Source organism: Microbacterium excoecariae (assembly GCF_011326725.1).
GTDB lineage: Bacteria > Actinomycetota > Actinomycetes > Actinomycetales > Microbacteriaceae > Microbacterium > Microbacterium excoecariae.
Map to the genome: position 1 here is coordinate 101,742 of NZ_JAANCO010000002.1, position 22,050 is coordinate 123,791.

The 22,050-nt window shown below is 72.2% G+C and carries 24 protein-coding genes and 1 riboswitch; of the genes, 12 read left to right on the top strand and 12 right to left on the bottom strand.

Annotation, left to right across the window (positions count from 1 at the left end; genetic code table 11):
• Positions 1-64 precede the first annotated feature (64 nt).
• The 10 genes from G8E01_RS11665 to G8E01_RS11710 all read right to left on the bottom strand — a co-directional run bounded on the left by G8E01_RS11665 (position 65) and on the right by G8E01_RS11710 (position 9,950).
• Positions 65-415: a Fe-S protein gene (locus G8E01_RS11665; RefSeq protein ID WP_166320060.1), complete on the bottom strand. Its 351-nt coding sequence runs from the start codon at positions 413-415 to the stop codon at positions 65-67.
• 233 nt (positions 416-648) lie between these two features.
• Positions 649-1,122: a 6,7-dimethyl-8-ribityllumazine synthase gene (gene ribH, locus G8E01_RS11670; RefSeq protein ID WP_166320062.1), complete on the bottom strand. Its 474-nt coding sequence runs from the start codon at positions 1,120-1,122 to the stop codon at positions 649-651.
• A 4-nt stretch (positions 1,123-1,126) separates the two neighbouring features.
• Positions 1,127-2,410: a GTP cyclohydrolase II gene (ribA, locus tag G8E01_RS11675; RefSeq protein ID WP_166320064.1), complete on the bottom strand. Its 1,284-nt coding sequence runs from the start codon at positions 2,408-2,410 to the stop codon at positions 1,127-1,129.
• Positions 2,407-3,042 (bottom strand): riboflavin synthase, encoded by a 636-nt coding sequence (locus G8E01_RS11680; protein WP_166320066.1) that lies wholly within the window; start codon positions 3,040-3,042, stop codon positions 2,407-2,409. Before G8E01_RS11680 ends, ribA begins: the two co-directional genes overlap by 4 nt.
• The gene (gene ribD / locus G8E01_RS11685; RefSeq protein ID WP_205827574.1) at positions 3,042-4,061 is read right to left on the bottom strand and encodes a bifunctional diaminohydroxyphosphoribosylaminopyrimidine deaminase/5-amino-6-(5-phosphoribosylamino)uracil reductase RibD; all 1,020 of its coding nucleotides are present in this window, start codon (positions 4,059-4,061) and stop codon (positions 3,042-3,044) included. Before ribD ends, G8E01_RS11680 begins: the two co-directional genes overlap by 1 nt.
• A gap of 56 nt (positions 4,062-4,117) precedes the next feature.
• A riboswitch (FMN riboswitch) is annotated at positions 4,118-4,256 on the bottom strand.
• Between the two features lie 49 nt (positions 4,257-4,305).
• A complete protein-coding gene (locus G8E01_RS11690; RefSeq protein WP_166320070.1) occupies positions 4,306-4,854 on the bottom strand; it encodes a GNAT family N-acetyltransferase in 549 nt (182 codons plus the stop codon).
• The gene (gene trpS, locus G8E01_RS11695; protein ID WP_166320072.1) at positions 4,847-5,851 is read right to left on the bottom strand and encodes a tryptophan--tRNA ligase; all 1,005 of its coding nucleotides are present in this window, start codon (positions 5,849-5,851) and stop codon (positions 4,847-4,849) included. The genes G8E01_RS11690 and trpS overlap by 8 nt, the downstream gene beginning before the upstream one ends.
• A 170-nt stretch (positions 5,852-6,021) precedes the next feature.
• Positions 6,022-6,993 carry an NUDIX hydrolase gene (locus tag G8E01_RS11700; RefSeq protein ID WP_166320074.1) on the bottom strand — a complete coding sequence of 324 codons (972 nt, stop codon included), beginning with the start codon at positions 6,991-6,993 and terminating at the stop codon, positions 6,022-6,024.
• The gene (locus G8E01_RS11705) at positions 6,993-9,182 is read right to left on the bottom strand and encodes an RNA degradosome polyphosphate kinase (RefSeq protein WP_166320076.1); all 2,190 of its coding nucleotides are present in this window, start codon (positions 9,180-9,182) and stop codon (positions 6,993-6,995) included. The genes G8E01_RS11700 and G8E01_RS11705 overlap by 1 nt, the downstream gene beginning before the upstream one ends.
• Before the next feature lie 54 nt (positions 9,183-9,236).
• Positions 9,237-9,950 (bottom strand): winged helix-turn-helix domain-containing protein, encoded by a 714-nt coding sequence (locus G8E01_RS11710; RefSeq protein ID WP_166320078.1) that lies wholly within the window; start codon positions 9,948-9,950, stop codon positions 9,237-9,239.
• Between the two features lie 168 nt (positions 9,951-10,118).
• Here G8E01_RS11710 and G8E01_RS11715 point away from each other — a divergent pair, with 168 nt between their 5' ends.
• The 6 genes from G8E01_RS11715 (at position 10,119) to G8E01_RS11735 (ending at position 14,313) form a co-directional block, all read left to right on the top strand.
• Entirely contained in the window at positions 10,119-10,460 is a 342-nt protein-coding gene (locus G8E01_RS11715; protein ID WP_166320080.1) for a hypothetical protein, read from the top strand.
• A 21-nt stretch (positions 10,461-10,481) separates the two neighbouring features.
• Positions 10,482-10,616: a hypothetical protein gene (locus tag G8E01_RS13000; RefSeq protein ID WP_268866060.1), complete on the top strand. Its 135-nt coding sequence runs from the start codon at positions 10,482-10,484 to the stop codon at positions 10,614-10,616.
• Positions 10,617-10,707: 91 nt separating this feature from the next.
• Entirely contained in the window at positions 10,708-11,313 is a 606-nt protein-coding gene (locus G8E01_RS11720) for a nitrobindin family protein (protein WP_166320082.1), read from the top strand.
• Complete coding sequence (ygfZ, locus tag G8E01_RS11725; RefSeq protein WP_166320084.1) at positions 11,313-12,416, top strand: CAF17-like 4Fe-4S cluster assembly/insertion protein YgfZ; 1,104 nt, start codon at positions 11,313-11,315, stop codon at positions 12,414-12,416. Before G8E01_RS11720 ends, ygfZ begins: the two co-directional genes overlap by 1 nt.
• A 12-nt stretch (positions 12,417-12,428) precedes the next feature.
• Complete coding sequence (locus G8E01_RS11730) at positions 12,429-13,535, top strand: FUSC family protein (protein WP_166320086.1); 1,107 nt, start codon at positions 12,429-12,431, stop codon at positions 13,533-13,535.
• Positions 13,536-13,566: 31 nt separating this feature from the next.
• Positions 13,567-14,313 carry a phosphoglyceromutase gene (locus G8E01_RS11735; RefSeq protein WP_155048107.1) on the top strand — a complete coding sequence of 249 codons (747 nt, stop codon included), beginning with the start codon at positions 13,567-13,569 and terminating at the stop codon, positions 14,311-14,313.
• A 59-nt stretch (positions 14,314-14,372) separates the two neighbouring features.
• Here G8E01_RS11735 and phoU read toward each other — a convergent pair whose 3' ends face one another.
• Positions 14,373-15,056 carry a phosphate signaling complex protein PhoU gene (phoU, locus tag G8E01_RS11740; RefSeq protein WP_155048106.1) on the bottom strand — a complete coding sequence of 228 codons (684 nt, stop codon included), beginning with the start codon at positions 15,054-15,056 and terminating at the stop codon, positions 14,373-14,375.
• Positions 15,057-15,250: 194 nt separating this feature from the next.
• Here phoU and G8E01_RS11745 point away from each other — a divergent pair, with 194 nt between their 5' ends.
• Positions 15,251-16,444 carry a sensor histidine kinase gene (locus G8E01_RS11745; RefSeq protein WP_166320090.1) on the top strand — a complete coding sequence of 398 codons (1,194 nt, stop codon included), beginning with the start codon at positions 15,251-15,253 and terminating at the stop codon, positions 16,442-16,444.
• Positions 16,441-17,124, top strand: a complete 684-nt coding sequence (locus G8E01_RS11750; protein ID WP_166320092.1) for a response regulator transcription factor — start codon at positions 16,441-16,443, stop codon at positions 17,122-17,124. Before G8E01_RS11745 ends, G8E01_RS11750 begins: the two co-directional genes overlap by 4 nt.
• 64 nt (positions 17,125-17,188) lie before the next feature.
• Here G8E01_RS11750 and G8E01_RS11755 read toward each other — a convergent pair whose 3' ends face one another.
• Positions 17,189-17,722 carry a DNA modification methylase gene (locus tag G8E01_RS11755; RefSeq protein WP_166320094.1) on the bottom strand — a complete coding sequence of 178 codons (534 nt, stop codon included), beginning with the start codon at positions 17,720-17,722 and terminating at the stop codon, positions 17,189-17,191.
• Positions 17,723-17,884: 162 nt separating this feature from the next.
• Between G8E01_RS11755 and G8E01_RS11760 the strand changes: the two genes are divergently transcribed.
• The 4 genes from G8E01_RS11760 (at position 17,885) to rlmB (ending at position 22,004) form a co-directional block, all read left to right on the top strand.
• Positions 17,885-18,370: a CarD family transcriptional regulator gene (locus G8E01_RS11760; protein ID WP_155048103.1), complete on the top strand. Its 486-nt coding sequence runs from the start codon at positions 17,885-17,887 to the stop codon at positions 18,368-18,370.
• Between the two features lie 65 nt (positions 18,371-18,435).
• Positions 18,436-19,626 (top strand): 2-C-methyl-D-erythritol 4-phosphate cytidylyltransferase, encoded by a 1,191-nt coding sequence (gene ispD / locus G8E01_RS11765; protein ID WP_166320096.1) that lies wholly within the window; start codon positions 18,436-18,438, stop codon positions 19,624-19,626.
• A 31-nt stretch (positions 19,627-19,657) separates the two neighbouring features.
• On the top strand, positions 19,658-21,040 hold the full coding sequence (gene cysS / locus G8E01_RS11770; RefSeq protein WP_166320098.1) for a cysteine--tRNA ligase: 1,383 nt from the start codon (positions 19,658-19,660) through the stop codon (positions 21,038-21,040).
• A complete protein-coding gene (gene rlmB / locus G8E01_RS11775) occupies positions 21,033-22,004 on the top strand; it encodes a 23S rRNA (guanosine(2251)-2'-O)-methyltransferase RlmB (RefSeq protein WP_166320100.1) in 972 nt (323 codons plus the stop codon). Before cysS ends, rlmB begins: the two co-directional genes overlap by 8 nt.
• Positions 22,005-22,050: the final 46 nt, after the last annotated feature.

Below are 22,050 nucleotides of genomic sequence, written 5' to 3' on the forward strand. Positions count from 1 at the left end.
GCGCGGGCGCGATGCGCGGGAAATCTTGAGCGAAGTGCTCAGGAACCCGCGGATCCGGGGTGCATCACCAAATAACGGCCAGTGCCGCGTTGAGCACCGTGAGCAGGCCGATGAGCCAGAAGATGGCCGCCGGGACCGCGCCCGTGCGCTTCTGCCGCGCGGCGCCGATCCCGAGCAGCGCGCCGATGACGACGACGACCACGAGCTTGATCGCGATCTTGGTGTAGTTCAGCTCGCCGTCGATGCCCCACGGCGCCGCCAGTGCCAGGCCGGCCACGAGCGCGATCGCCAGGCCCCAGTGCATCACGCGCGTGATCTCGCGGCGGCGCGACGCCACCTCGACGATCCACGCGCCGAACAGCGTGGCGAATCCGATGAGGTGAACGAGAACGACGATGCTCCGCAGGGTCTCCATGAGTTCTACTCTACGTAGAACGTGGAGGCGGTGCCATGCGGGTGTCGCTTCGTGCTTCGTGCTTCGGGGGTCGCTCCGCGCCTCGCCCCGGCGTCGCCGCGATCCCGTCGCCCTCGTCCCTCGGGCTCCCGCCAGACCCGAGCCAGCGGCGCCGCCGGGACGAGGCGCTGCGCTATCGCCGAGGAAGAGCGTCGGCGAGGCGCTGCGCTGTCGCCGGACGGGCGCGGGGCGCGTCAGGCGGTGAGGGAGCGGATGGCGTCCAGGGCGCGGAGCGCCGCGTCGGCCGCCTCGTAGCCCTTGTCCTCCTTCGAGCCCGGGAAGCCCGCGCGGTCGATGCCCTGCTGTTCGTCGTCGAGGGTGAGGACGCCGAACCCGACGGGCTTGCCCGTGTCGAGCGCGAGCCGCGTGAGCCCGTCCGTCGTGCTCGCGGCGATGTACTCGAAGTGCGGGGTGCCGCCGCGGATGATCACGCCGAGCGCGATCACCGCGTCGGCGCCGCCGTCGAGCGCGGCCTTCGCCACGACGGGGAGCTCGAAGGCTCCGGCGACGCGCACGACGCGGTAGTCGGCGTTCGCCTCCTCCAGGAGGCGCTCGGATCCCTCGACGAGGCCCGACACGATCTCCTCGTGCCACGTGCCCGCCACGACGACGACGCGCTTTCCCGTCGCGTCGATTCCGCCCTGGGTCGGCTGTCCGGTTCCGGCCATGTGTTTATGCTCCTTCGTGCATGCGGGCGACGGCGGCCTGCAGCTCGGCCTCGCCGATGACGTGCCCCATGCGGTCGCGCTTGGTCTCGAGGTACTGGTGGTTGTTGGGCCCGACGCCGACGATGAGCGGCACCTGCTCCGTGACGTCGATGCCGAACCCGCGCAGCTGGTTCACCTTGTCGGTGTTGTTCGTGAGCAGGCGCAGGCGCTCGATGCCGAGGTCGGCGAGGATCGACGCGGCTGCCGCGTAGTCCCGGGCGTCGGCGGGGAGGCCCAGCTCGGTGTTCGCGTCGAGGGTGTCGAAGCCGCGCTCCTGCAGCGCGTAGGCGCGCAGCTTGTTGATGAGCCCGATGCCGCGCCCCTCGTGGCCGCGCATGTAGACGACGACGCCGCCCTCCCGGGCGATCGTGTCGAGCGCGGCGTCGAGCTGCGGCCCGCACTCGCACTTCTGGGATCCGAACGCCTCGCCCGTCAGGCACTCCGAGTGCACCCGCACGAGCGGCGCGTCGACCGTGAGGTCGCCCGCGACGATCGCGAGGTGGTCCGTGCCCGTCATGCGGTCGCGGTAGGCGAGGAAGCGCAGGTCGCCGTGGGACGTCGGGACGGTCGTGTCCGCGCGGAGGCTCACGGCGCGCTGGGCGGTCGCGGGCGCGGGGCGCGGATCCGCCTCGTCGAGGTGCGCCGCCAGCTGCTCGATCGTGATGACCGGCACGTTTTCGGCGCGGCCCATCTCGAGCAGGCCCGGCAGGCGCACCATCTCGCCGTCGTCGGCGACGACCTCGCCGATGACCCCGACGGGGCTGACACCGGCGAGCCGCATCAGGTCCACGGCCGCCTCGGTGTGGCCCGCGCGCTCCCGCACGCCGCCCGGCCGCGCGCGCAGCGGCAGCACGTGGCCCGGGCGGATGAGGCTCGCCGGCGTGGCGTCCGGATCCGCCAGCACGTTCAGCGTGTGAGCGCGGTCGCGCGCGCTGATCCCGGTCGTGACACCCTCGGCGGCGTCCACCGAGACGGTGTATGCCGTCGAGCGCATGTCCTCGTTGCGCTCGACCATGGGCGGCAGCTCGAGGCGATCCGCCCAGTCCTGCGGCATCGGCGCGCAGAGGTACCCCGACGTGTATCGCACCATCCAGGCGATCGTCTCGGGGGAGGCGAGCTCCGCCGAGATGATGACGTCGCCCTCGTTCTCGCGATTCTCGTCGTCGGCCACGAGCACGGGACGCCCGGCGCGGATCGCGTCGATCGCGTCGTCGATGGAGGAGAGCGGGGGGAGGTCGGACAGGCTCATCGCACGGATCCTTCGGTCGCAGGGGCGCTCGCGAACGCCACGAGACGCTGCACGTGGCGGGCGAGGATGTCGGTTTCGACGTTCACGCGGTCGCCCACGCGGCGCTCGCCGAAGGTCGTGGCGCGCAGCGTCTCCGGGATGAGCGACACCTCGAGCCACGGACGCTCCGCGCTCGCGTCGCTCACGGCGCTGATCGTCAGCGACGTGCCGTCGAGGGTGACGGATCCCTTGTCGACGACGAGGGGGGCGAGCTCGGGCGAGATCTCGATCCGCACGACCTGCCACTCGTCGCCCGGCCGGACTTCCGCGACCGTGCCGGTGCCGTCGATGTGGCCCTGCACGATGTGCCCGCCGAGGCGGCCGCCGGACGCGAGCGCGCGCTCGAGGTTGACCGTGCGGCCGGGGGCGACGTCGTCGAGCGTCGACATGTCGAGGGTCTGGCGCATGACGTCGGCGGTGAACGCCTCGTCGGTCCACGCGACGACGGTCAGGCACACGCCGCTGACGGCGATGGAGTCGCCGTGACGCACGCCGTCGATCGCGCCCGGGGCGTGGATCGTGAGGCGCACGCCGTCGCCCGACGGCTCGACGGCCGTGACCCGGCCGATCTCCTCGATGATTCCCGTGAACATCAGTCGGCTTCTCCTTCGGGGGAGGCGATGACCAGCAGGTCCTCGCCGAGGCGGTCGATACGGTCGATGGTGAGGCGGCGCTGCTGGGTGATGCCCGCCACGCCGACGTCGGTGAGCGCCACGCGCGGTCCGCCGAGGAGCGTCGGCGCGACATAGGCGAGGATCCGGTCGGCGAGCCCCGCGGCGATGAAGGCGCTCGCGAGTGTGGGGCCGCCCTCCACGAAGACGCGGTGGTGGCCGCGGTCGGCCAGGTCCGCGAGGACGTCCTGGAGGGAATGCGTCGCATAGACGAGAGGCGCGTGCGGGTGGTCGTGGATCCGCGCGCCCGCGGGAACGGCCCGCGCCCCGATCACGATCGGGACGGGTTGGTGCGGGTGGAGGGCGTCCCCGTCGCGAGCCGTCAGGGCGGGGTCGTCGGCGAGGAGCGTGCCCGTGCCCACGACGATGGCGTCGGACGCGGCCCTCCGGCGGTGCACGTCGGCCCGCGCCGCGGCGCCCGTGATCCACTGGCTCGTGCCGTCCGCCGCCGCGGCCCGGCCGTCGAGGCTCTGCGCCCACTTGACGGTGACGTGCGGGCGCCCGAGCCGGCGCGTCTCGAGCCACGGGGCGAGGAAGGCGCGGGCCTCGGGCTCGAGGATCCCGCCCTCCACGTCGACGCCCGCTGCTCGCAGCCGCGCCGCGCCGCCGCCCTCGTGCTCGCCGGGATCGTCGAGCGCGTACGCGACGCGGGCGACGCCCGCCTCGATCAGCGCGAGCGCGCACGGGCCCGTGCGCCCCGTGTGGTTGCAGGGCTCGAGGGTCACGACGGCCGTGGCGCCGCGCGCCGCGCCCGCGGGCAGCTGCGCGAGGGCGTCGACCTCGGCGTGCGGGGTGCCGGCGCCGCGGTGCCAGCCCTCGGCGAGGACGTCCCCCGCGGGGGACAGCAGCACCGCGCCGACCTGGGGGTTCCTGCTCGCGGGGCCACGGGCCGCCAGCTCCAGCGCGCGATGCATCGCGGCGAGCTCGGGCTGCGTGACCATCCGGATCCCTCTCATGCGGGTGCGCCGGGGTTCGCAGATCAGGGCCCTGGGGCCCGCCGTGCCACCTTCCATCCGGACTCGCTGGCCGGGGCCAGCATCACCGTCGGTTCCGGATTTTCACCGGATCAACCCCTGTTCGCAGGAGGTCGCGGACTATCACCGCCGGTTCGGATTCTCACCGACCCCGGAGCACGTGCACTCAGCATAACGCCCCCCGCGACCCGGTATTCCCGCGGGCCGGTGCCTACGCGTCCCAGCGGGTCGGGGTGCGGCGATCGGTGGCGAGGAGGCCGGCAATCCAGCCATCGAACGGCGGATCCCCGTGCAGGGCCTGGCGGCGGACGCCCTCGAACTGAAACCCGAGCTTCTGCGCCACCCGGGCCGACGCGTCATTGCCCACGACGGCGTGCCACTCGAGGCGCCGCAGCCGCATCGGACCGAAAGCGAACTCCACCACGGCGCGCGCGGCCTCCGTGATGAGGCCGGCACCGCGCGCGGCGGGCGAGGCCCAGTACCCGAGCTCCGCCGCGCCGTTTGCGACGCGGTGCAGGCCCACCATGCCGGCGAGCGCGCGCTGCGAGTGGACCGCCCAGACCAGCTCCGTGCCGCTCTCCCAGCCCTCGACGACGGATCCGATAAACACCGCCGCGTCCTCGCGCGTGTACGGCGCGGGCACGGTGGTGAAGCGCTGAATCAGCGGATCCTGGCATGCCTCGTAGATCGCGTCGGCGTCGGCGGGCGCCGGGGCGGTGAGGAACAGGCGCGGGGTCCGAAGCGGGACGGGGTCACCCACGCCGCAGGAGACCCACGCGCTCGTACACGGCGGCGAGGGTCTCCTCGGCCGCCTCAGACGCGCGATCCGCGTTCTGTGCGAGGGCGCGGTCGAGCTCCGCCGGATCCTCGAGCAGCTCAAGCGCGCGGGCGCGCACGGGCTCGAACTCGGCCACGACGACGTCGCGCAGGCCCTTCTTGAAGTCGCCGTACCCGCGGCCCGCGTACTCGTCCTCGATCGACTCCACGGTGCGACCTGTGAGGGCCGCGTAGATCGTCAGGAGGTTCGCGACGCCCGGCTTCGCCTCGCGGTCGTAGCGCACCGTGCCGTCGTTGTCCGTGACGGCGCGCATGATCTTCTTCGCCGTGACGTTGATGTCGTCGAGCAGGTACAGCACGCCCGCCTGCGACTCCGCCGACTTCGACATCTTCGACGTCGGGGCCTGGAGGTCGTAGATCCGCGCCGTCTCCTTCTGGATCACGGGATCCGGCACCTGGAAGGTCTCCCCGAAGCGCGAGTTGAAGCGCTCGGCGAGCGTGCGCGTCAGCTCGACATGCTGCTTCTGGTCGTCGCCGACCGGGACGACCTTCGTCTGGTACAGCAGGATGTCCGCCGCCATCAGGACCGGGTACGTGAACAGCCCCACGCTCGACGAGTCCGCGCCGTAGCGCTGGGACTTGTCCTTGAACTGCGTCATCCGCTGCGCCTCGCCGAAGCCCGTGAGGGTGGAAAGGATCCAGGCGAGCTCGGCGTGCGCGGGCACCTGCGACTGCACGTACAGGGTCGACTTGTCGGGCTCAATGCCCGCCGCGATGTACTGCGCGGCGGTGCGGCGCGTCTTGTCGCGCAGCTGCGCGGCGTCCTGCGGCACGGTGATCGCGTGCAGGTCCACGACCGCGAAGAACGCATCGTAGGCGTCCTGCATGTCGCGCCACTGCATGAGCGCCCCGATGTAGTTGCCGATCTGGAGAGAATCGGCCGAGGGCTGCATACCGGAGAAGAGACGTGCCTTGGTCACGCTTCCACTCTAGGGTGTGTCTCCCTCTTGGAGCCGCACCGAGCAAGGGTCCGAGTGCGTGCATCGCAAGGCGGACGAGGGAGGCGATGCGGAGCATCGTCGACCGAGGACAACGCCGCGAGGCGCGTGCTCGGGCCCTGCGCAGGAGGCGATCAGGAGGGAGACACGCCCTAGGCGCTCGGGGCGTGGGTCTCGATCGCGATGATCCCGGATCCGTCCCGCGAGACGTGCGCCACCGTGAAGGAGCCCGTGCCGAGCGACGCGGCGGCGGCGAGCTCCCGCGGGTGCGCCGTTCCGGTCGCGGATCCGAGCAGCTCCATGACGCGCGGCAGGACCGGGCCGTGGGAGCAGAGCACGGCGGCCTTCTGCTTCGCGAGCCGCTTGTCGACGACGTCGGCCACCTCGTCGACGCCGGCCTCCCAGGCGTCCTGGCTGAGGGCCTCGACCTCCTGGATCCGGCGCCCCGTCGCGCGCGCGAGCGGGCGCACGGTCTGCAGGCACCGGGTGGCGGGGGAGGCGAGGATCCGGCGGATCCCGAACGCGCCGAGCGGACCCACGGCGGCGCGCGCCTGCCGCTGCCCGCGGGCGGTGAGCACGCGCGCGGCGTCGGGCCCGTCCGTGTCGGAGCCGGAGACGGCCTGCCCGTGCCGCATAAGCACGAGCGGGAAGGTGCCGAGCCCGCCCGCGGCCACGAGGCGCTCGAAGTCGTCGAGGATCTGGTGGTCGGCGGGGTAGCTCAGCCGCTCGCGCGCCGCGCCGAGCGTCACCCAGGAGACCGCGTCGATCTCGCGGTTCGGGCGGAAGGTCGAGGCGCTCAACGCGGCCGGGGTCGTCTCGACGGCCCAGTAGCGCACGACCTTGTCGCGGCCCGACGGGATGCGGTACTCGACCGTGCCGAGCTCCGGCCCGAGCACGCCGCGGATCCCCGTCTCCTCGTGCAGCTCGCGCACGGCGGTCTCCGGCAGCGTCTCGCCGGGGTCGACCTTGCCCTTGGGGAAGGACGTGTCGCGGAACTTGCGCCGGTGCACGAGGAGGACGAGGAGCTCGCCGCCCTCGTGCCGCCACATCACGCCGCCCGCGGCGTACACGGTGTCCGTCGCGGCCTTCTTCGTCAGGACCGCGGATCCACCCCGGCGCGCCATCAGCGCCTCGTCTGCCGCACGCGGCGGCGTCGCTGGATGAGCTGCATCGTGCGGTCCTGCACGTCCACGAGCGGGACGCCGGCCTCATCGAGGTGCTGGCGCGTCCACGACCCGCCCTCGCCGAGGTGCCACGTCGCGGCGGAGTCGTCCATCGCGAGGTCGAAGTAGTCGATGAGCTCCGACACGTGCTGCGGCCGCGTGACCTGGACGAGCGCCTCGACGCGGCGATCGAGGTTGCGGTGCATCATGTCGGCGCTGCCGATGTAGGCCTCGTCCGCGCCGTCGTTGTGGAACGCGAAGATGCGCGAGTGCTCGAGGTAGCGCCCGAGGACGCTGCGCACGCGGATGTTGTCGCTGACCCCCGGGAGATCCACGCGCAGGCTGCAGATGCCGCGGACCCACACGTCGACCTTCACACCCGCCATCGACGCGCGGTAGAGCGCGTCGATAATCTGCTCGTCGACCATCGAGTTGACCTTGATGCGGACGTGGGCGGGGCGGCCCTCCTCGGCGACGCGGCGCTCGCGCTCGATGAGGCGCAGCAGGCCGTTGCGCAGGTGCAGGGGCGCCGTCAGAAGGCGCGAGAACTTCTTCTCGATCGCGTAGCCCGACAGCTCGTTGAACAGCCGCGTGACGTCGCGCCCGACGATCGGGTCGCACGTGAACAGGCCCATGTCCTCGTAGATGCGGCTCGTCTTGGGGTTGTAGTTGCCCGTGCCGACGTGCGTGTAGTGGCGGAGCTGACCGTTCTCCTCGCGCACGACGGAGGCGATCTTGCAGTGGGTCTTCAGCCCGACGAGGCCGTACACGACGTGCACGCCAGACTTTTCGAGGATCCGCGCCCACTCGATGTTGTTCGCCTCGTCGAAGCGCGCCTTCACCTCGACGAGCGCGAGGACCTGCTTGCCGTTCTCGGCCGCGTCGATAAGGGCCTGCACGATGGGGCTGTCGCCCGAGGTGCGGTACAGGGTCTGCTTGATCGCGAGGACCTGCGGATCCCGTGCCGCCTGCTCGAGGAACGCCTGGACGCTCGTCGCGAACGACTCGTACGGGTGGTGGACCAGCACGTCGTGCTTGCGGATGGCCGCGAACATGTCGGCCTTCGTGTGCTTCGAGTCGCTGTCGGTCGGCTGGAAGGCGAGCGGCGTGACGGGGACGTGCTTGGCGTAGCGCAGGTCGGGGCGGTCGATACTCCCGAGCTGGAACAGCGCGCGCAGGTCGAGCGGCGCGGGCAGGCGGTAGACCTCCTGCTCCGAGATGTCGAGCTCCTCGAGCAGCAGCCCGAGCGTGACGTCGTCCATGTCCTGCGTGATTTCCAGGCGGATGGGCGGGCCGAAGCGGCGGCGCAGCAGCTCCTGCTCGAGCGCCTGAATGAGGTTCTCGGACTCGTCCTCCTCGATGACCACGTCCTCGTTCCGCGTGAGCCGGAACGCGTGGTGCTCGAGGATCTCCATGCCCGGGAACAGCTCGCCGAGGTTCTCCGCGATGAGCTCCTCGAGCGGCAGCAGGCGCACCCGCTCGCTGGCCGGATCCTTCTCCGGCACCCGCACGACGCGGGGGAGCATGGGCGGCACCTTGATGCGCGCGAACTCCTCGCGCCCCGTGCGCGCGTGGCGGATCCGCACGGCGAGGTTTAGCGACAGGCCCGAGATGTACGGGAACGGGTGGGCCGGATCCACCGCGAGCGGCATGAGGACGGGGAATACCTGCTGCTGGAAGTACTCGTAGAGGCCCGCGCGCTCGAGGTCGGAGAGGTCCTCCCACGTCGTGAACGCGATGCCCTCGTCCCCGAGCGCCGGCGCGAGGGCGTCGTGCCACACGGAGGCGTGGCGCTCCTGCAGGTCGTGGGCCTCGTGGCTGATCCACTCGAGCACCCGCTGGGGCGTCGTGCCGATGTTGGTGGGGACCGCCAGGCCCGTGAGGATGCGGCGCTTGAGGCCCGCGACGCGGACCATGAAGAACTCGTCGAGGTTGCTCGCGAAGATCGCGAGGAAGTTCGTGCGCTCCAGCAGCGGCACGTTCGGGTCCTCGGCGAGCTCGAGCACGCGCTGGTTGAACGCGAGCCAGCTGAGCTCGCGGTCGATGTAGCGGTGGTCGGGGAGGTCGGATTCGTCGACCTCGATGAGCTCGTCGAAGTCGTCGTCTTCGGCGTCGCCCAGGCCGGTGTCGACGATCGTGGAGTCGGTCATGCGTCCCATCCTGGCACCATCGGGGAACGTGCAGGTGAACGGATCCGCGCGGGGTCAGCGCTCGGCGCGGGGGGACCCCTCGCGCGGCCGCGCCGCGCCCGCCTGGTCCTCGTCGTAGACGTTGAAGCGGTAGCCGACGTTGCGGACGGTGCCGATGAGCTGGTCGAGGTCGCCGAGCTTGGCGCGCAGGCGGCGGACGTGCACGTCGACCGTGCGCGTGCCGCCGAAGTAGTCGTAGCCCCACACCTCGCTGAGCAGCTGCTCGCGCGTGAAGACGCGCGAGGGGTGCGTCGCGAAGAAGTGCAGGAGCTGGAACTCCTTGTAGGTCAGATCGAGCGGCTTGCCGTGCACCTTCGCCGAGTAAGACGACTCGTCGATCGAGATGCCGGAGGTCTGAATCCGGGTTGACTGCGGCTCGTGGGCCTGCCGGCCGATCGCCAGGCGCACCCGGGCGTCGACCTCGGCCGGGCCCGCGCCCACGAGGATGACGTCGTCCACGCCCCAGTCGACCGACACGGCGGTGAGCCCGCCCTCGGTGATGACGAGGAGCAGCGGCGCGTCGAGGCCCGTGGTGGTGAGGATCTTGCAGAGCGATTTCGCGCTCACGAGGTCGCCCCGCGCGTCGACGAAGATGGCGTCGGCGTTCGGCGCGTTCACCAGCTGCGCCGGCTCGGCCGGAATCTGCCGCACGCGGTGGCTGAGGAGCTCGAGCGCGGGCAGAACGGGATCCGAGTCGGAGGACGAGCTGAGAACGAGGAGTTGGGCCACGAGAACTTCCTTTCGGGCCGGCCGGGGGTCCGTGCCCTGCAGTGCCCCAATAATAGGGGAATTCTGAAAGGGGGCTGAGCGGGGCGGCGCGGTCGGCGCGTTCCGGGTGCGCCGGTCCGGCACAATGGGAGGGCCCCGCGCCCACGTGTGGGGCGGGAGAGGGGCGACATGGCGGACGCAGACACGCACGGCCCGGGCGGGCTGATCGGACGCATCGCACGGAGCCAGGGGCTCCTCGTGCCCTGGGTGCTCGCCCTCGTGCTCGCACTCGCGGTCGCCTTCGTCGCGCCCGTTGGTGTGCGCTGGTCCTGGTACGGCGCGGCGGCCGGCGTCTGCCTCATCGTCGCGTTTGTCGTGCAGATCATCATCGGCCGGAGCGATGGGTTCCTTCTCCGGACGTCGACGGCATCGCTCGGGAGCGTCCTCATCGTGGGTCTCGTCTCGCTGGTCGAGGCGCTGTTGACCGTCGTGGCGACGGGGCTGCAGACCTTCCCCGCCGCGGGCGCGTGAACGGCGCGGTACACTTCCCGCATGCTCGAATTCCTCGCTGACGTCGACGTGTTCGCCCTCGAGATGTTCTTCGTGGGTCTGCTCGGTCTTGCGAGCCTCGCGATCGCGTTCGTGGGCGGCTCGGTCCTCGTCAACCTCTTCCGCGGCCAGAAGTAACGCGCCGCCCGCCGCGCCGGACGCTCTCGGGGCGCCGGCGCGCCTCCGTGCCCGCCCGGATGTCGGCGGCGCCGGATACGCTGGAGGCACCATGATCGAGATCCCCACCGACATCCCCGCCGACCTCGTTCCGCTGTCCTGGCTGGTCGGCGTGTGGGAGGGCACCGGCGTCATCGATTACCGCGCAGGCGAGACGCACTTCGAGGGCGAGTTCCACTACCGCGCGAGCTTCAGCCACGACGGCGGCCCGTACCTGAACTACGCGGCCACCGCGACGTTGCTCGGCGCGGACGGGCGCCCGGATCGCCCGCTCACGGCCGAGAGCGGCTTCTGGCGCGTCGCTCGCCCCGCGACGCCGGCGGCGCCGGGCCCCGGGCTGCTGCCCGCGACCGCGACGGAGGCGGCCCGCACGGCCGACGACGTGGAGGCGCTCCGGACGTCGGCGGGCGGGTTCCCGATCGAGGTCGTGCTCTCGCACTCCGACGGTGTGCAGGAGCTCTATGTCGGCGAGGTGTCCGGCCCGCGGATCGACATCGCCACCGACGCCGTCGTGCGCACCGCGAGCGCACAGCCGTACGGTGCGGCCACGCGCCTGTACGGGCTCGTCGACGGCCACCTGCTCTGGGCGTGGGACATCGCGGCGCTCGGCGCCGAGCTCGCCTCGCACGCGTCCGCCCGCCTGGCGAAGGTCTCCTGATGACCGGCGCGTTCGCCTCGCTGCCGGGCGTCGTCACGGACGACGAGGGCGTCATCCAGCACGCGGGCGGACCGTGGGCCGAGCAGCGCGCGCTCGCGGCCGGCCGGGCGGTCGTCCCGCGCGCGGACCGCGTGGTCATCGAGGTCGCGGGCCCGGATCGGCTGACCTGGCTCGACTCGATCACCTCCCAGGCCCTCGGTTCCCTCGCCGCGGGCGAGAGCACGGAGCTGCTCGTGCTCGACCCGCAGGGCCGCGTGGAGCACGCGGCCGCGGTCCTCGACGACGGCGCGTCGACCTGGCTGATCGCCGACCGCGGCGACGCCGCTGGCCTGGCGAAGTGGCTGACCATGATGCGGTTCCGCGCCGCCGTGACGGTCGCCGTGCGCGACGACCTCGCGGTCGTGGGCGCGATGCGCGGCGGTGTGGCCGCCGACCGGCTCGTCGCGGCCGCGCTGCGCGGCCGCGAGCTACCCCTCGTGTGGGCCGACCCCTGGGGGCGCGTCTCGCCGGGCGGGTGGCAGTACGCCCGCGCCGAGGACCACCCCGGGGCCGACTACGCGTTCCTCGAGGCCCTCGTCGACGACGCCGGGGAGGCATCGCTCGTCGACCTCGACGTCGCCGGCGCGCTCGCCGCGGAGGCGTTGCGCATCGCCGCGTGGCGGCCGCGGTGGGCCGCCGAGGTCGACGAACGCTCGCTGCCGCACGAGAGTGACTGGCTGCGCTCCGCGGTGCACCTCGACAAGGGGTGCTACCGCGGTCAGGAGACCGTCGCCAAGGTGCACAACCTCGGCCATCCGCCGCGCCGCCTCGCGCTCCTGCACCTCGACGGATCCGAGAACGTCCTGCCCGAGCGCGGCGACGTCGTCCTCCTGGACGACGAGGAGGTGGGCCGTGTGACCTCAGCCGCGCACCACCACGAGCTGGGGCCGATCGCCCTCGCGATCCTCTCGCGCCGCGCCCCGGAGGAGGCCGCGCTCGTCGTGCGGCACGACGACGCGGCGATCGCCGCGGCGCAGGAGGTCATCGTGCCGGGCGACGCGGGCCGCACGGCCGAGGTTCCTCGGCTGACGCGGCTGTCTCGTCGCCGCCCGGCCGAGTCGTAGGCCGCACGGGCCGTGTCGGAATCGGATCCGCTCACCCAGGTCACGCCGGCGCGCTGGCACCACGGCTACCGTCCCCGCGCCGGCGTCGCCCGGCTCCGCGAGAGCTGGATCGCGATCGCGCAGATCGTTGTCGCCGCGTCGGCGGGGTACGCGCTCGCGCACCTCGTCTTGGGGCACGACACGCCGCTCCTCGCGGCGACCGTGACGATCTCGAGCCTCGGCCTCCTGCGCGACGCGCGCCCCGCGAAGGTCGCCCAGACGATCGCGGGCATGCTCACGGGCATCGCGATCTCGGAGCTGGCGCTGCTCGCCATGGGCCCGGGGTGGTGGCAGCTCGCCATCGTGCTGACGATCACCCTGATCGTCGGCCGCTTCGTGTCTCCCTCGCCGCAGTTCCCGCTGGCCGCGGCGGTGCAGGCGGCGATCGCGTTCATCCTCCCCGTCGGGGACTTCGCGGGGCTCCGGCTGCTCGACGGCGCGATCGGGGGAGCCACGGCGCTGATCGTCACGGCGCTCCTGCCGCGCAACCCGATGCGCGCGATCGCCCGCGACGCCCACGAGGTCTGGGGCGGCCTGGACCACGCCATGACGCGCGTCGTGCAGGGGCTCCGGCGCGGCGATCGCCTGCGGGCCGAGCGCGGCCTGGCGCTCGCGCGCGAGCTGCAGGCGCCGGTCACGGCGTGGGCGGCATCGCTCGAGTCCGGCCGCGCGATCTCGCGGGTGTCGCCGTTCCTCCGCACGAGGCGGCTCGAGCTCGCGCGGCTCGGGCGGATCCAGCAGGCCGCCGACCTGGCCACGCGCAACCTGCGCGTGCTCGCCCGCCGCGCGCACTACGCGGTCGAGGACGGCGCGCCGCGCGAGGGCCTCGCCGACCTCGTCGCGGAGGTGCAAGCCGCCGCCGCGCTCGTCGCGGGATGCGTGACGGATCCGGGCGCGGAGAGCCGCGCGCAGGAGGCTCTGCGCGCCATCGCGCGGCGGCTGGATCCGGCGTCCCTCGTGCCGCGCGCGCAGCTCGGCGATCAGAACGTCGTCACGTCGCTGCGCCCCATGGTCGTCGACCTGCTCGTCGCCGCGGGCGTCGAGCGGTCAGAGGCCGCGCACGAGCTCCCGCGCATCTGAGGCGCGCCCCGCCGCCAGTAGCATGGGGAGCATGACGCACACCCTGATCCTGCTCCGCCACGGGCAGAGCGAGTGGAACGAGAAGAACCTCTTCACCGGATGGGTCGATGTCCGGCTCACGGAGAAGGGGCGGGCCGAGGCTGCGCGCGGCGGCGAGCTGCTCGCCGAGGAGGGCGTCCTGCCCGACGTGCTGCACACGTCGCTCCTGAGCCGCGCGATCCAGACCGCGAACATCGCGCTGGAGTCGGCCGACCGCCTCTGGGTCCCCACGAAGCGTTCGTGGCGGCTGAACGAGCGCCACTACGGCGCGCTCCAGGGCAAGGACAAGGCCCAGACGCTCGCCGAGTTCGGCGAGGAGAAGTTCATGGAGTGGCGCCGGTCCTTCGACGTGCCGCCGCCCGAGATCGCGGCCGACAACGAGTTCGCCCAGACGAACGACCCCCGCTACGCGGGCATGGACGGCGAGATGCCGGCGACCGAGTCGCTCAAGCTCGTCATCGACCGCATGCTGCCGTACTGGGACAGCCAGATCGTCCCCGACCTTGCGGCCGGCAAGACCGTGCTCGTCGCGGCGCACGGCAACTCCCTGCGCGCGCTCGTGAAGCACCTCGACGGCATCAGCGACGAGGACATCGCCGGCCTGAACATCCCGACCGGCATCCCGCTGGTCTACGAGCTCGACGAGGCGATGCGTCCCGTCGCCCCCGCGCGGTACCTCGACCCCGAGGCGGCGGCCGCCGGCGCCGCGGCCGTCGCGGCGCAGGGCTCGAAGAAGTAGCCTCAGCCACGACGAAGGCCGCCCCGCGCATCGCGGGGCGGCCTTCGTCGTGAAGCGGCTTAGGCCTCGCGGTCGACGATCTCGATCTGCGTGTCGTCGTGGCCCGACCAGTCGCCCGTCGAGAGGTAGACGACCTTCTTCGCGACCGAGACCGCGTGGTCGGCGAAGCGCTCGTGGTACCGGCTCGCGAGGGTCGCGTCGATCGCGCCCGGGATCTCGCCCGCGAACGAGTCGCCGAGCACGCGCTCGTACACCGACGCGTGCAGCTCGTCGATGTCGTCGTCGGTGTCGCGGATCTTCGTCGCGAACTGCAGGTCCTGCGTGCGCAGCAGGCGCGTCAGCGTCTGCGCGACCTCGACGTCGAGCTCGCCCATGCGGACGAACGTGCGCTTCAGGCCCGCGGGGATGGCGCGCTCGGGGTACCGCGAGCGCACCAGCTGGGCGATGTGCTCGGCGAGGTCACCCATGCGCTCGAGCGACGCGCTCGCCCGCAGGGCCGTGATGATGACGCGCAGGTCGTGCGCGACGGGCTGCTGCATCGCGAGGGTCTCGATCGCGATCTCGTCGGTCGAGATGACGAGGCGGTCGATCGTGTCGTCGTTCGCGATCACCTCCTCGGCGAGCGCGACGTCTCCCGTGGCGAAGGCCTGCGTGGCCTTCTGGATCGCCTCCGTCACGAGCTCCGAGATCTCGACGAGGCGGTTCTGGATGTCTTCGAGGGTGTCGTGGAACACTTCCCGCATTGTGGAAGGCCTTTCGGGTCGTGGTGTCTCCTGCGGCGGCCGGGCGGCTTCGCCCAGCGTCGCGCACGGCGGCGGCGATTGTGTCGAGCGAAGGTTAACGGGCGGTGGAACCCGCGTGAACACTCTTCTCCCCGCCCGCGCGATCGCGTGCCCCGCGTGCACACGGGGGTGTGCGAAGACTTTACCCTGTAGACATGCCCGCAGCTCTGCTCGCCCTCTTCGTGGGGGCGCTCATCGGTGCTCTGCTGACGATCGTCGTCGTCGCTGCGATGCGGGCGCGCCAGCGCGCCGAGGCCGAGGCGCATCCGCGGCTGCCCGAGGCCGTGACCGCGATGCTCGATGTGCTCGACGACGCGGCGATCGTGACGGATCCGTCCGGCATCGTCGTGGCCACGTCGCCGTCGTCGACCTGGGTGGGCGCCGTGGCGGGGGAGCGGCTCGAGCAGGAGGAGCTGCGCGACCTCATGAAGGAGGCGCGGCACGCCGGCATGTCCGAGGCGCAGACGATGCGGATCCGCGCGGGACGGATCTCGCGCGAGCCGCGGCTCGTCGTCGCGCGCTCGGCGCAGATCGGCCAGGGGTTCATCCTCGTCTCGGTCCGGGACATCTCCGAGCAGGAGCGTCTGCAGCAGATGCGACAGGACTTCATCCAGAACACGAGCCACGAACTCAAGACGCCCGTCGGCGCGATCGCGCTCCTCGCCGAGGCGCTGGAGATGGCGGCGGACGACCCGGAGCAGGTGCGGCGCTTCTCCGAGCGGATGTCGGCCGAGGCCGACCGGTTGGGGCAGCTGACCGGTCGCATCATGAACCTCTCGCGCCTGCAGGCGGCCGACGAGCTCATCGACGTCGGCGACGTCGCGGTCGACGAGGTCGTGCACGCGGCCGTCGAGGCGCAGCAGGTGACCGCCGCGGGCGCGAGCGTCGAGCTGGTCGTGGGCGGGGACCGCGGCCTGTTCGTGCACGGCGACGGCCGCGTCCTCATCGAGGCCGTGAGCAACCTCGTCTCGAACGCCATCGCGTACTCGCCCGCCGGGTCGCACGTCGGCGTGGGCGTGCGCGGCGTCGAGCACGCGGTCGAGATCGCCGTGACCGACCAGGGGATCGGCATCGCGGAGGACGACCAGAAGCGCGTCTTCGAGCGCTTCTTCCGCGCCGACCAGGCCCGCTCCCGCCGCACGGGCGGCACGGGCCTCGGGCTCTCGATCGTGAAGCACGCGATCCAGCGCCACGGCGGCGAGGTGCGGCTCTGGTCGCGCGAGGGTCAGGGGTCGACCTTCACGATCCGCCTGCCGCTCGCGGATCCGCCGGCCGCGCCCGAGAAGCCCAAACGACGGAAGAAGCGCGCGCAGAAGGCGCCCGCGACCGGAAAGGAAGACATCGCATGACGCGCGTTCTGCTCGTGGAGGACGAACCCGACCTGGCGGATCCGCTCGCCTACCTGCTGCAGCGGGAGGGGTACGAGGTGGAGATCGCGGACGACGGGGAAAAGGGCCTGCGGATGTTCCGCGAGCAGGGCGCCGACGTCATCCTCCTCGACCTCATGCTCCCCGGGATCCCCGGCACCGAGGTCTGCCGCCAGGTCCGCACCACGTCCGCCGTGCCGATCGTGATGCTCACGGCGAAGGACAGCGAGGTGGACATCGTCGTGGGGCTCGAGCTCGGGGCCGACGACTACGTCACGAAGCCCTATTCGTCGCGCGAGCTGCTCGCCCGCATGCGCGCGGTGCTGCGGCGCTCGGCGACCGCGGAGGAGGACCTCGACGAGCACGTCCTCGAGGGCGGCCGGGTCATGCTCGACATCGACCGGCACACCGTGGCCGTCGATGGCGAGCAGATCAACATGCCGCTCAAGGAGTTCGAGCTGCTCGAGCTCCTCATGCGCAACACGGGCCGCGTGCTCACGCGCGGCCAGCTCATCGATCGGGTCTGGGGATCCGACTACTTCGGCGACACCAAGACGCTCGACGTGCACATCAAGCGGATCCGCTCGCGCATCGAGCGCGTGCCGTCCCAGCCCGTCATGCTCGTGACGGTGCGCGGCCTCGGGTACCGCTTCGAGGGCTGACCCTTAAAACACCAGGGGCCGCCCGCGCGATCGCGCGGGCGGCCCCTGGTGTTTCCGGAAAGGGTCAGTGGCCCTCGGACTCGGTCTCGACCTCGGAGACGGGCTCGCAGGAGGAGCGGTCGGTGGCGGAGTCGTTCGGCGCGAGCTCCGCGTACTCCGTGAGGCAGTTGTTCAGAACGGGGATCTCGACGGTCGTGCCCTCGGCCGCGCCCGCCTGGACGTACATGCTGAGCGTGTTGCCGGGCATCGTGTCGAGCGCGCTCATCAGGATCGGATCCGCGTCGCCGCCGAGGCTGATCGTCTCGCCGGCCGGGACGGTAATGGCGGCGTTGCCCGAGGTCCAGTCGAGGTTGAGGCGCGCGTCGTCCTCACCGTCGTTGATGAGGACGGCGACGAAGTTGCCCTCGGCGCCGTCGGCGTCGGCGACGACGAGCGCGTTGCGCACGGCGACCGCAGATCCCTCGGCGTCGGGAACGTTGACGCCATCGGACGCCGTGTAGGAAAACGTCGTGGCCTGAGGGGTGATCGCTGCGCAGCCAGAGGCCGCCAGGAGCACGGTGCCGCCAAGGGCGAGGGACGCGATGATGCGCGAGTTCACGGATCCTCCAGGTGGTGCAGGCACCGCCCGGCTGCGGGCCTTCCCCTCCATCCTAGAGGGTCGACGGGGGTGCTCCCGAGGGTCCCTGGCGGACAGGAGCGGGAATCCTAGCGCATATGCGGCTGTGGTAAACTGGGTGAGGCCGGGAAGGACGTAATCCATATGCTTTTTGAGGTTGGCGAGACCGTCGTCTACCCCCATCACGGGGCAGCAACCATTACCGAAGTCAAGACGCGAGTCATCAAGGGCGAGGAGAAGACCTACCTCAAGCTCAACGTCACGCAGGGCGACCTGGTCATCGAGGTTCCGGCGGACAACGTCGACCTCGTGGGCGTCCGCGACGTGATCGGGGAGGACGGCCTGAACCAGGTTCTCGACGTTCTCAAGGCGCCGTTCACGGAGGAGCCGACCAACTGGTCGCGCCGATACAAGGCGAACCTCGAGAAGCTCGCCTCCGGCGACGTCATCAAGGTCAGCGAGGTCGTGCGCGACCTCTGGCGCCGCGACCAGGACCGCGGCCTGTCGGCCGGTGAGAAGCGCATGCTCGCGAAGGCGCGGCAGGTGCTCGAGTCCGAGCTCGCGCTCGCGAAGGAGGTCTCCGAGGCGGAGGCCGCCACGATCCTCGACGAGGCGCTCGCCAGCAGCTGAGCCGCCCCGCGCGCAGATCGCCCCGCCGCCCGCTTTCGGGCGGCGGGGCGATTACTGTGTGGAGCGTGAGCACCGCAGCGCCCCTTCGTACCGCCATCATCGTCGTCGCCGCCGGCAGTGGGACGCGCCTGGGGCGAGGCGCGCCCAAGGCGTTCGTCGGACTCGACGAGCACACCATCCTGCGCCACTGCCTGCGCGGGGTCTTCGACGCCGAGCCCGCCCAGGTGATCGTCGTCGCCCCGGAGGAGCGCGTGGGCACGGCGCTCGCCGACGCGCACGAGGCGGCCGGCCCGCGGCGCGAGCTCGTCACGGTCGTCGCCGGCGGTGCGACGCGCCAGGCCTCGGTCGCGGCGGGGCTCTCGCGCGTCTGGGCAGACATCGAGGTCGTGCTCGTGCACGACGCTGCGCGCGCTCTCACCCCGGGCGACGCGATCGACCGCGTCGCGGACGCCGTGCGACGCACGGGCCACGGCGTCGTCCCGACGCTCCCGGTCGTGGACACGATCAAGCGCGTCGCCGCCGACACGATCACGGGGGTCGTCGACCGCTCGGAGCTCGCGGCCGCGCAGACGCCGCAGGGATTTCGCCGCGACGTGCTCGTGGCGGCGTACGAGCGGGCGCACACCGAGTTCACGGACGACGCGGCGCTCGTCGCCGACGCGGGTCACGAGATCGACAGCGTCGCGGGGTCGCCGCTGGCGTTCAAGATCACGACGCCCGCCGACCTCGACCGCGCCCGGGCGCTCGTGTCCGCGGATCCGCTCCCGAGCGTGCGGCCGGCCGCGCCCGCGACGCGGGTGGGCGTGGGGACCGACGTGCACGCGTTCGGCGGCGGCGGCAAGCTCTGGCTCGCGGGCGTCGCATGGCCGGGGGAGCCCGCGCTGTCCGGGCACTCGGACGGAGACGCCGTCGCGCACGCAATCGTCGATGCGGTGCTGGGCGCCGCCGGCCTGGGGGACATCGGCACGCACTTCGGCACGGACCGGCCGGAGTTCGCGGGCGCGCACGCCGACGCCTTCCTCGCGGAGACCGCGCGGATCCTGTCGCGCGCGGGCTGGCGCGTCGAGAACGTCGCGGTCCAGGTCCAGGCCGTCCGGCCGAAGTTCGCGCCGCGCCGCGGCGCGGCGGAGCGCGCGCTGACCGACGCGCTCGGCGCGCCTGTGTCTGTGTCCGCGACCACGACCGACGGGCTGGGATTCACGGGGCGGGGCGAGGGGGTCCAGGCGATCGCCGTCGCGCTCGTGGCGCGCGCCTGACGGCGCCGGCGCGCGCGGATAGGCTGGGCGGGTGGCAGTCCGGCTCTATGACACGCGCGCGCAGGCGCCTCGCGATTTCGTTCCCCTCGACGACGGGAACGTCACGATGTACGTCTGCGGCCCGACGGTGCAGTCGGGCCCGCACGTGGGCCACGTGCGGGCCGCGCTGGCGTTCGACCTGCTCCGGCGGTGGCTCGCCCATCGGTTCGGTCGCGTCACCGTCGTGCGCAACGTGACGGACATCGACGACAAGGTCCTGCAGAACGCGACGGCCGACGAGCCGTGGTGGGCGCTCGCCTACCGGGTAGAGCGCGAGTTCCAGGCGGCGTACGACGCCGTGTCGATCCTGCCGCCGACCTACGAGCCGCGCGCGACCGCCTCGATTCCGCAGATGCAGGAGCTCATCGCCCTGCTCATCGCCCGCGGCCACGCGTACGCGGCCGGGGGAGACGTCTATTTCGACGTGCGCTCCTGGCCGTCCTATGGCGCGCTCACGCGGCAGGACGTCGACGCGATGGCCGACGACGGCGAGGCGGATCCGCGGGGCAAGCGGGATCCGCACGATTTCGCGCTCTGGAAGGCGGCGAAGGAGGGCGAGCCCGACAGCGCGCGCTGGGACTCGCCGTGGGGCCCGGGGCGGCCCGGGTGGCACATCGAGTGCTCGGCGATGTCGCGCCGGTACTTCGGCGGGGAGTTCGACATCCACGGCGGCGGCCTCGACCTGCGCTTCCCGCACCACGAGAACGAGCTCGCGCAGTCCGGCGCGGCGGGCGACGCGTTCGCGCGCTACTGGGTGCACAACGGTCTCGTCACCGTCGGCGGCCAGAAGATGTCGAAGTCTCTCGGTAACTTCACGCTCGCGGCCGACGTGCTGCGCGATCGCGCGCCGCGCGTCGTGCGGTACGCGCTGGCCGCCGCGCACTACCGCTCAAGCCTCGATGTCTCGGACAAGGCATTCGAAGAGGCGGCCGCGGCGCTCGAGCGGATCGACGGGTTCCGCGCCCGCGCGGAGCGCGCGCTGGGGGCGCCCGAGCCCGAGATTCCCGGCGCGTTCGCCGACGCGCTCGACGACGACCTGGGCGTGCCGCAGGCGCTCGCGGTACTACACGAGACGGTGCGCGCGGGAAACACGGCGTTCGACGGCGGCGATCTGGACGCGGCCCGTGGCGCCTTCTCAGGCGTGTCGGGCATGATGGAGATCCTCGGCTTCGACGAGCCGGGGAGCGCGGCTCCCGCGGGCGGGGCCGAGGGGCACGCGCTCGCCACCCTCGTCGAGGCACTCATCGCGCAGCGCGCCGAGGCGCGCGCCGACAAGGACTGGGCGACGGCCGACCGGATCCGCGATCACTTCGCGGCCGCGGGTGTCACCCTCGAAGACACTTCCGATGGAACGGTTTGGAGCATCGATGGCTAAGCCAGGCAGGCCCGGCGCGGGCGGCAAGGGCAAGAAGGGCGCGACCAAGGGGTCGGGCGGCCAGGGGCGCAAGAAGCTCGAGGGCCGCGGTCCCACGCCCAAGGCGGAGGACCGCGTCTACCACAAGGCGCACAAGCGCCGGGAGCTCGCGGAGCGTTCGGCGGCCAAGCGGCCGCAGCAGCGCTCGTCCGCCCCGCGCCGCCGCCCGAACGACGACAACGAGTACGTGACGGGCCGCAACAGCGTGCTCGAGGCGCTGCGCACGCGGATCCCCGCGGCCGCGCTTTACGTCGCGCAGCGCGTCGAGATGGACGACCGCGTCAAGGAGATGCTGGCGCTCGCCCGCAAGCGCGAGCTCGCGGTGCTCGAGGTCACGCGGCCCGAGCTCGACCGCATGGCGGGCTTCGACGGCGTGCACCAGGGTGTCGCCCTGAAGGTGCCGCCGTACGAGTACGCGCACCCGCAGGACCTGCTCGAGCAGACCCTCGAGCAGGGATCCACGCCGCTGTTCGTCGCGCTCGACGGCATCACGGATCCGCGCAACCTCGGCGCGATCATTCGCTCCACGGCGGCATTCGGCGGCCAGGGGGTCATCATCCCGCAGCGCCGCTCGGCGGGCGTGAACTCGGCGGCGTGGAAGACGAGCGCGGGCGCCGCGGCGCGCGTGCCGGTCGCCATGGCCTCGAACCTCACGTCGACGCTGAAGGAGCTCAAGAAGCAGGGCGTGTTCGTGCTGGGCCTCGACGGCGGCGGCGACGTCCAGATGCCGGCGGTCGAGCTGTCCGACCGGCCGCTCGTGCTCGTCATCGGCAGCGAGGGCGACGGGCTGTCGCGGCTCGTGGCCGAGACGTGCGACCAGATCGTGTCGATCCCGATCTCGGACGCGGCCGAGTCGCTGAACGCGGGGATCGCCGCGAGCGTCGCGCTGTACCAGGTGTCGACCCTGCGCGCCGCCCAGGGCTGATCCGGCGCAGATACGACGAGGGGGACGGCGCGTGGCGCCGTCCCCC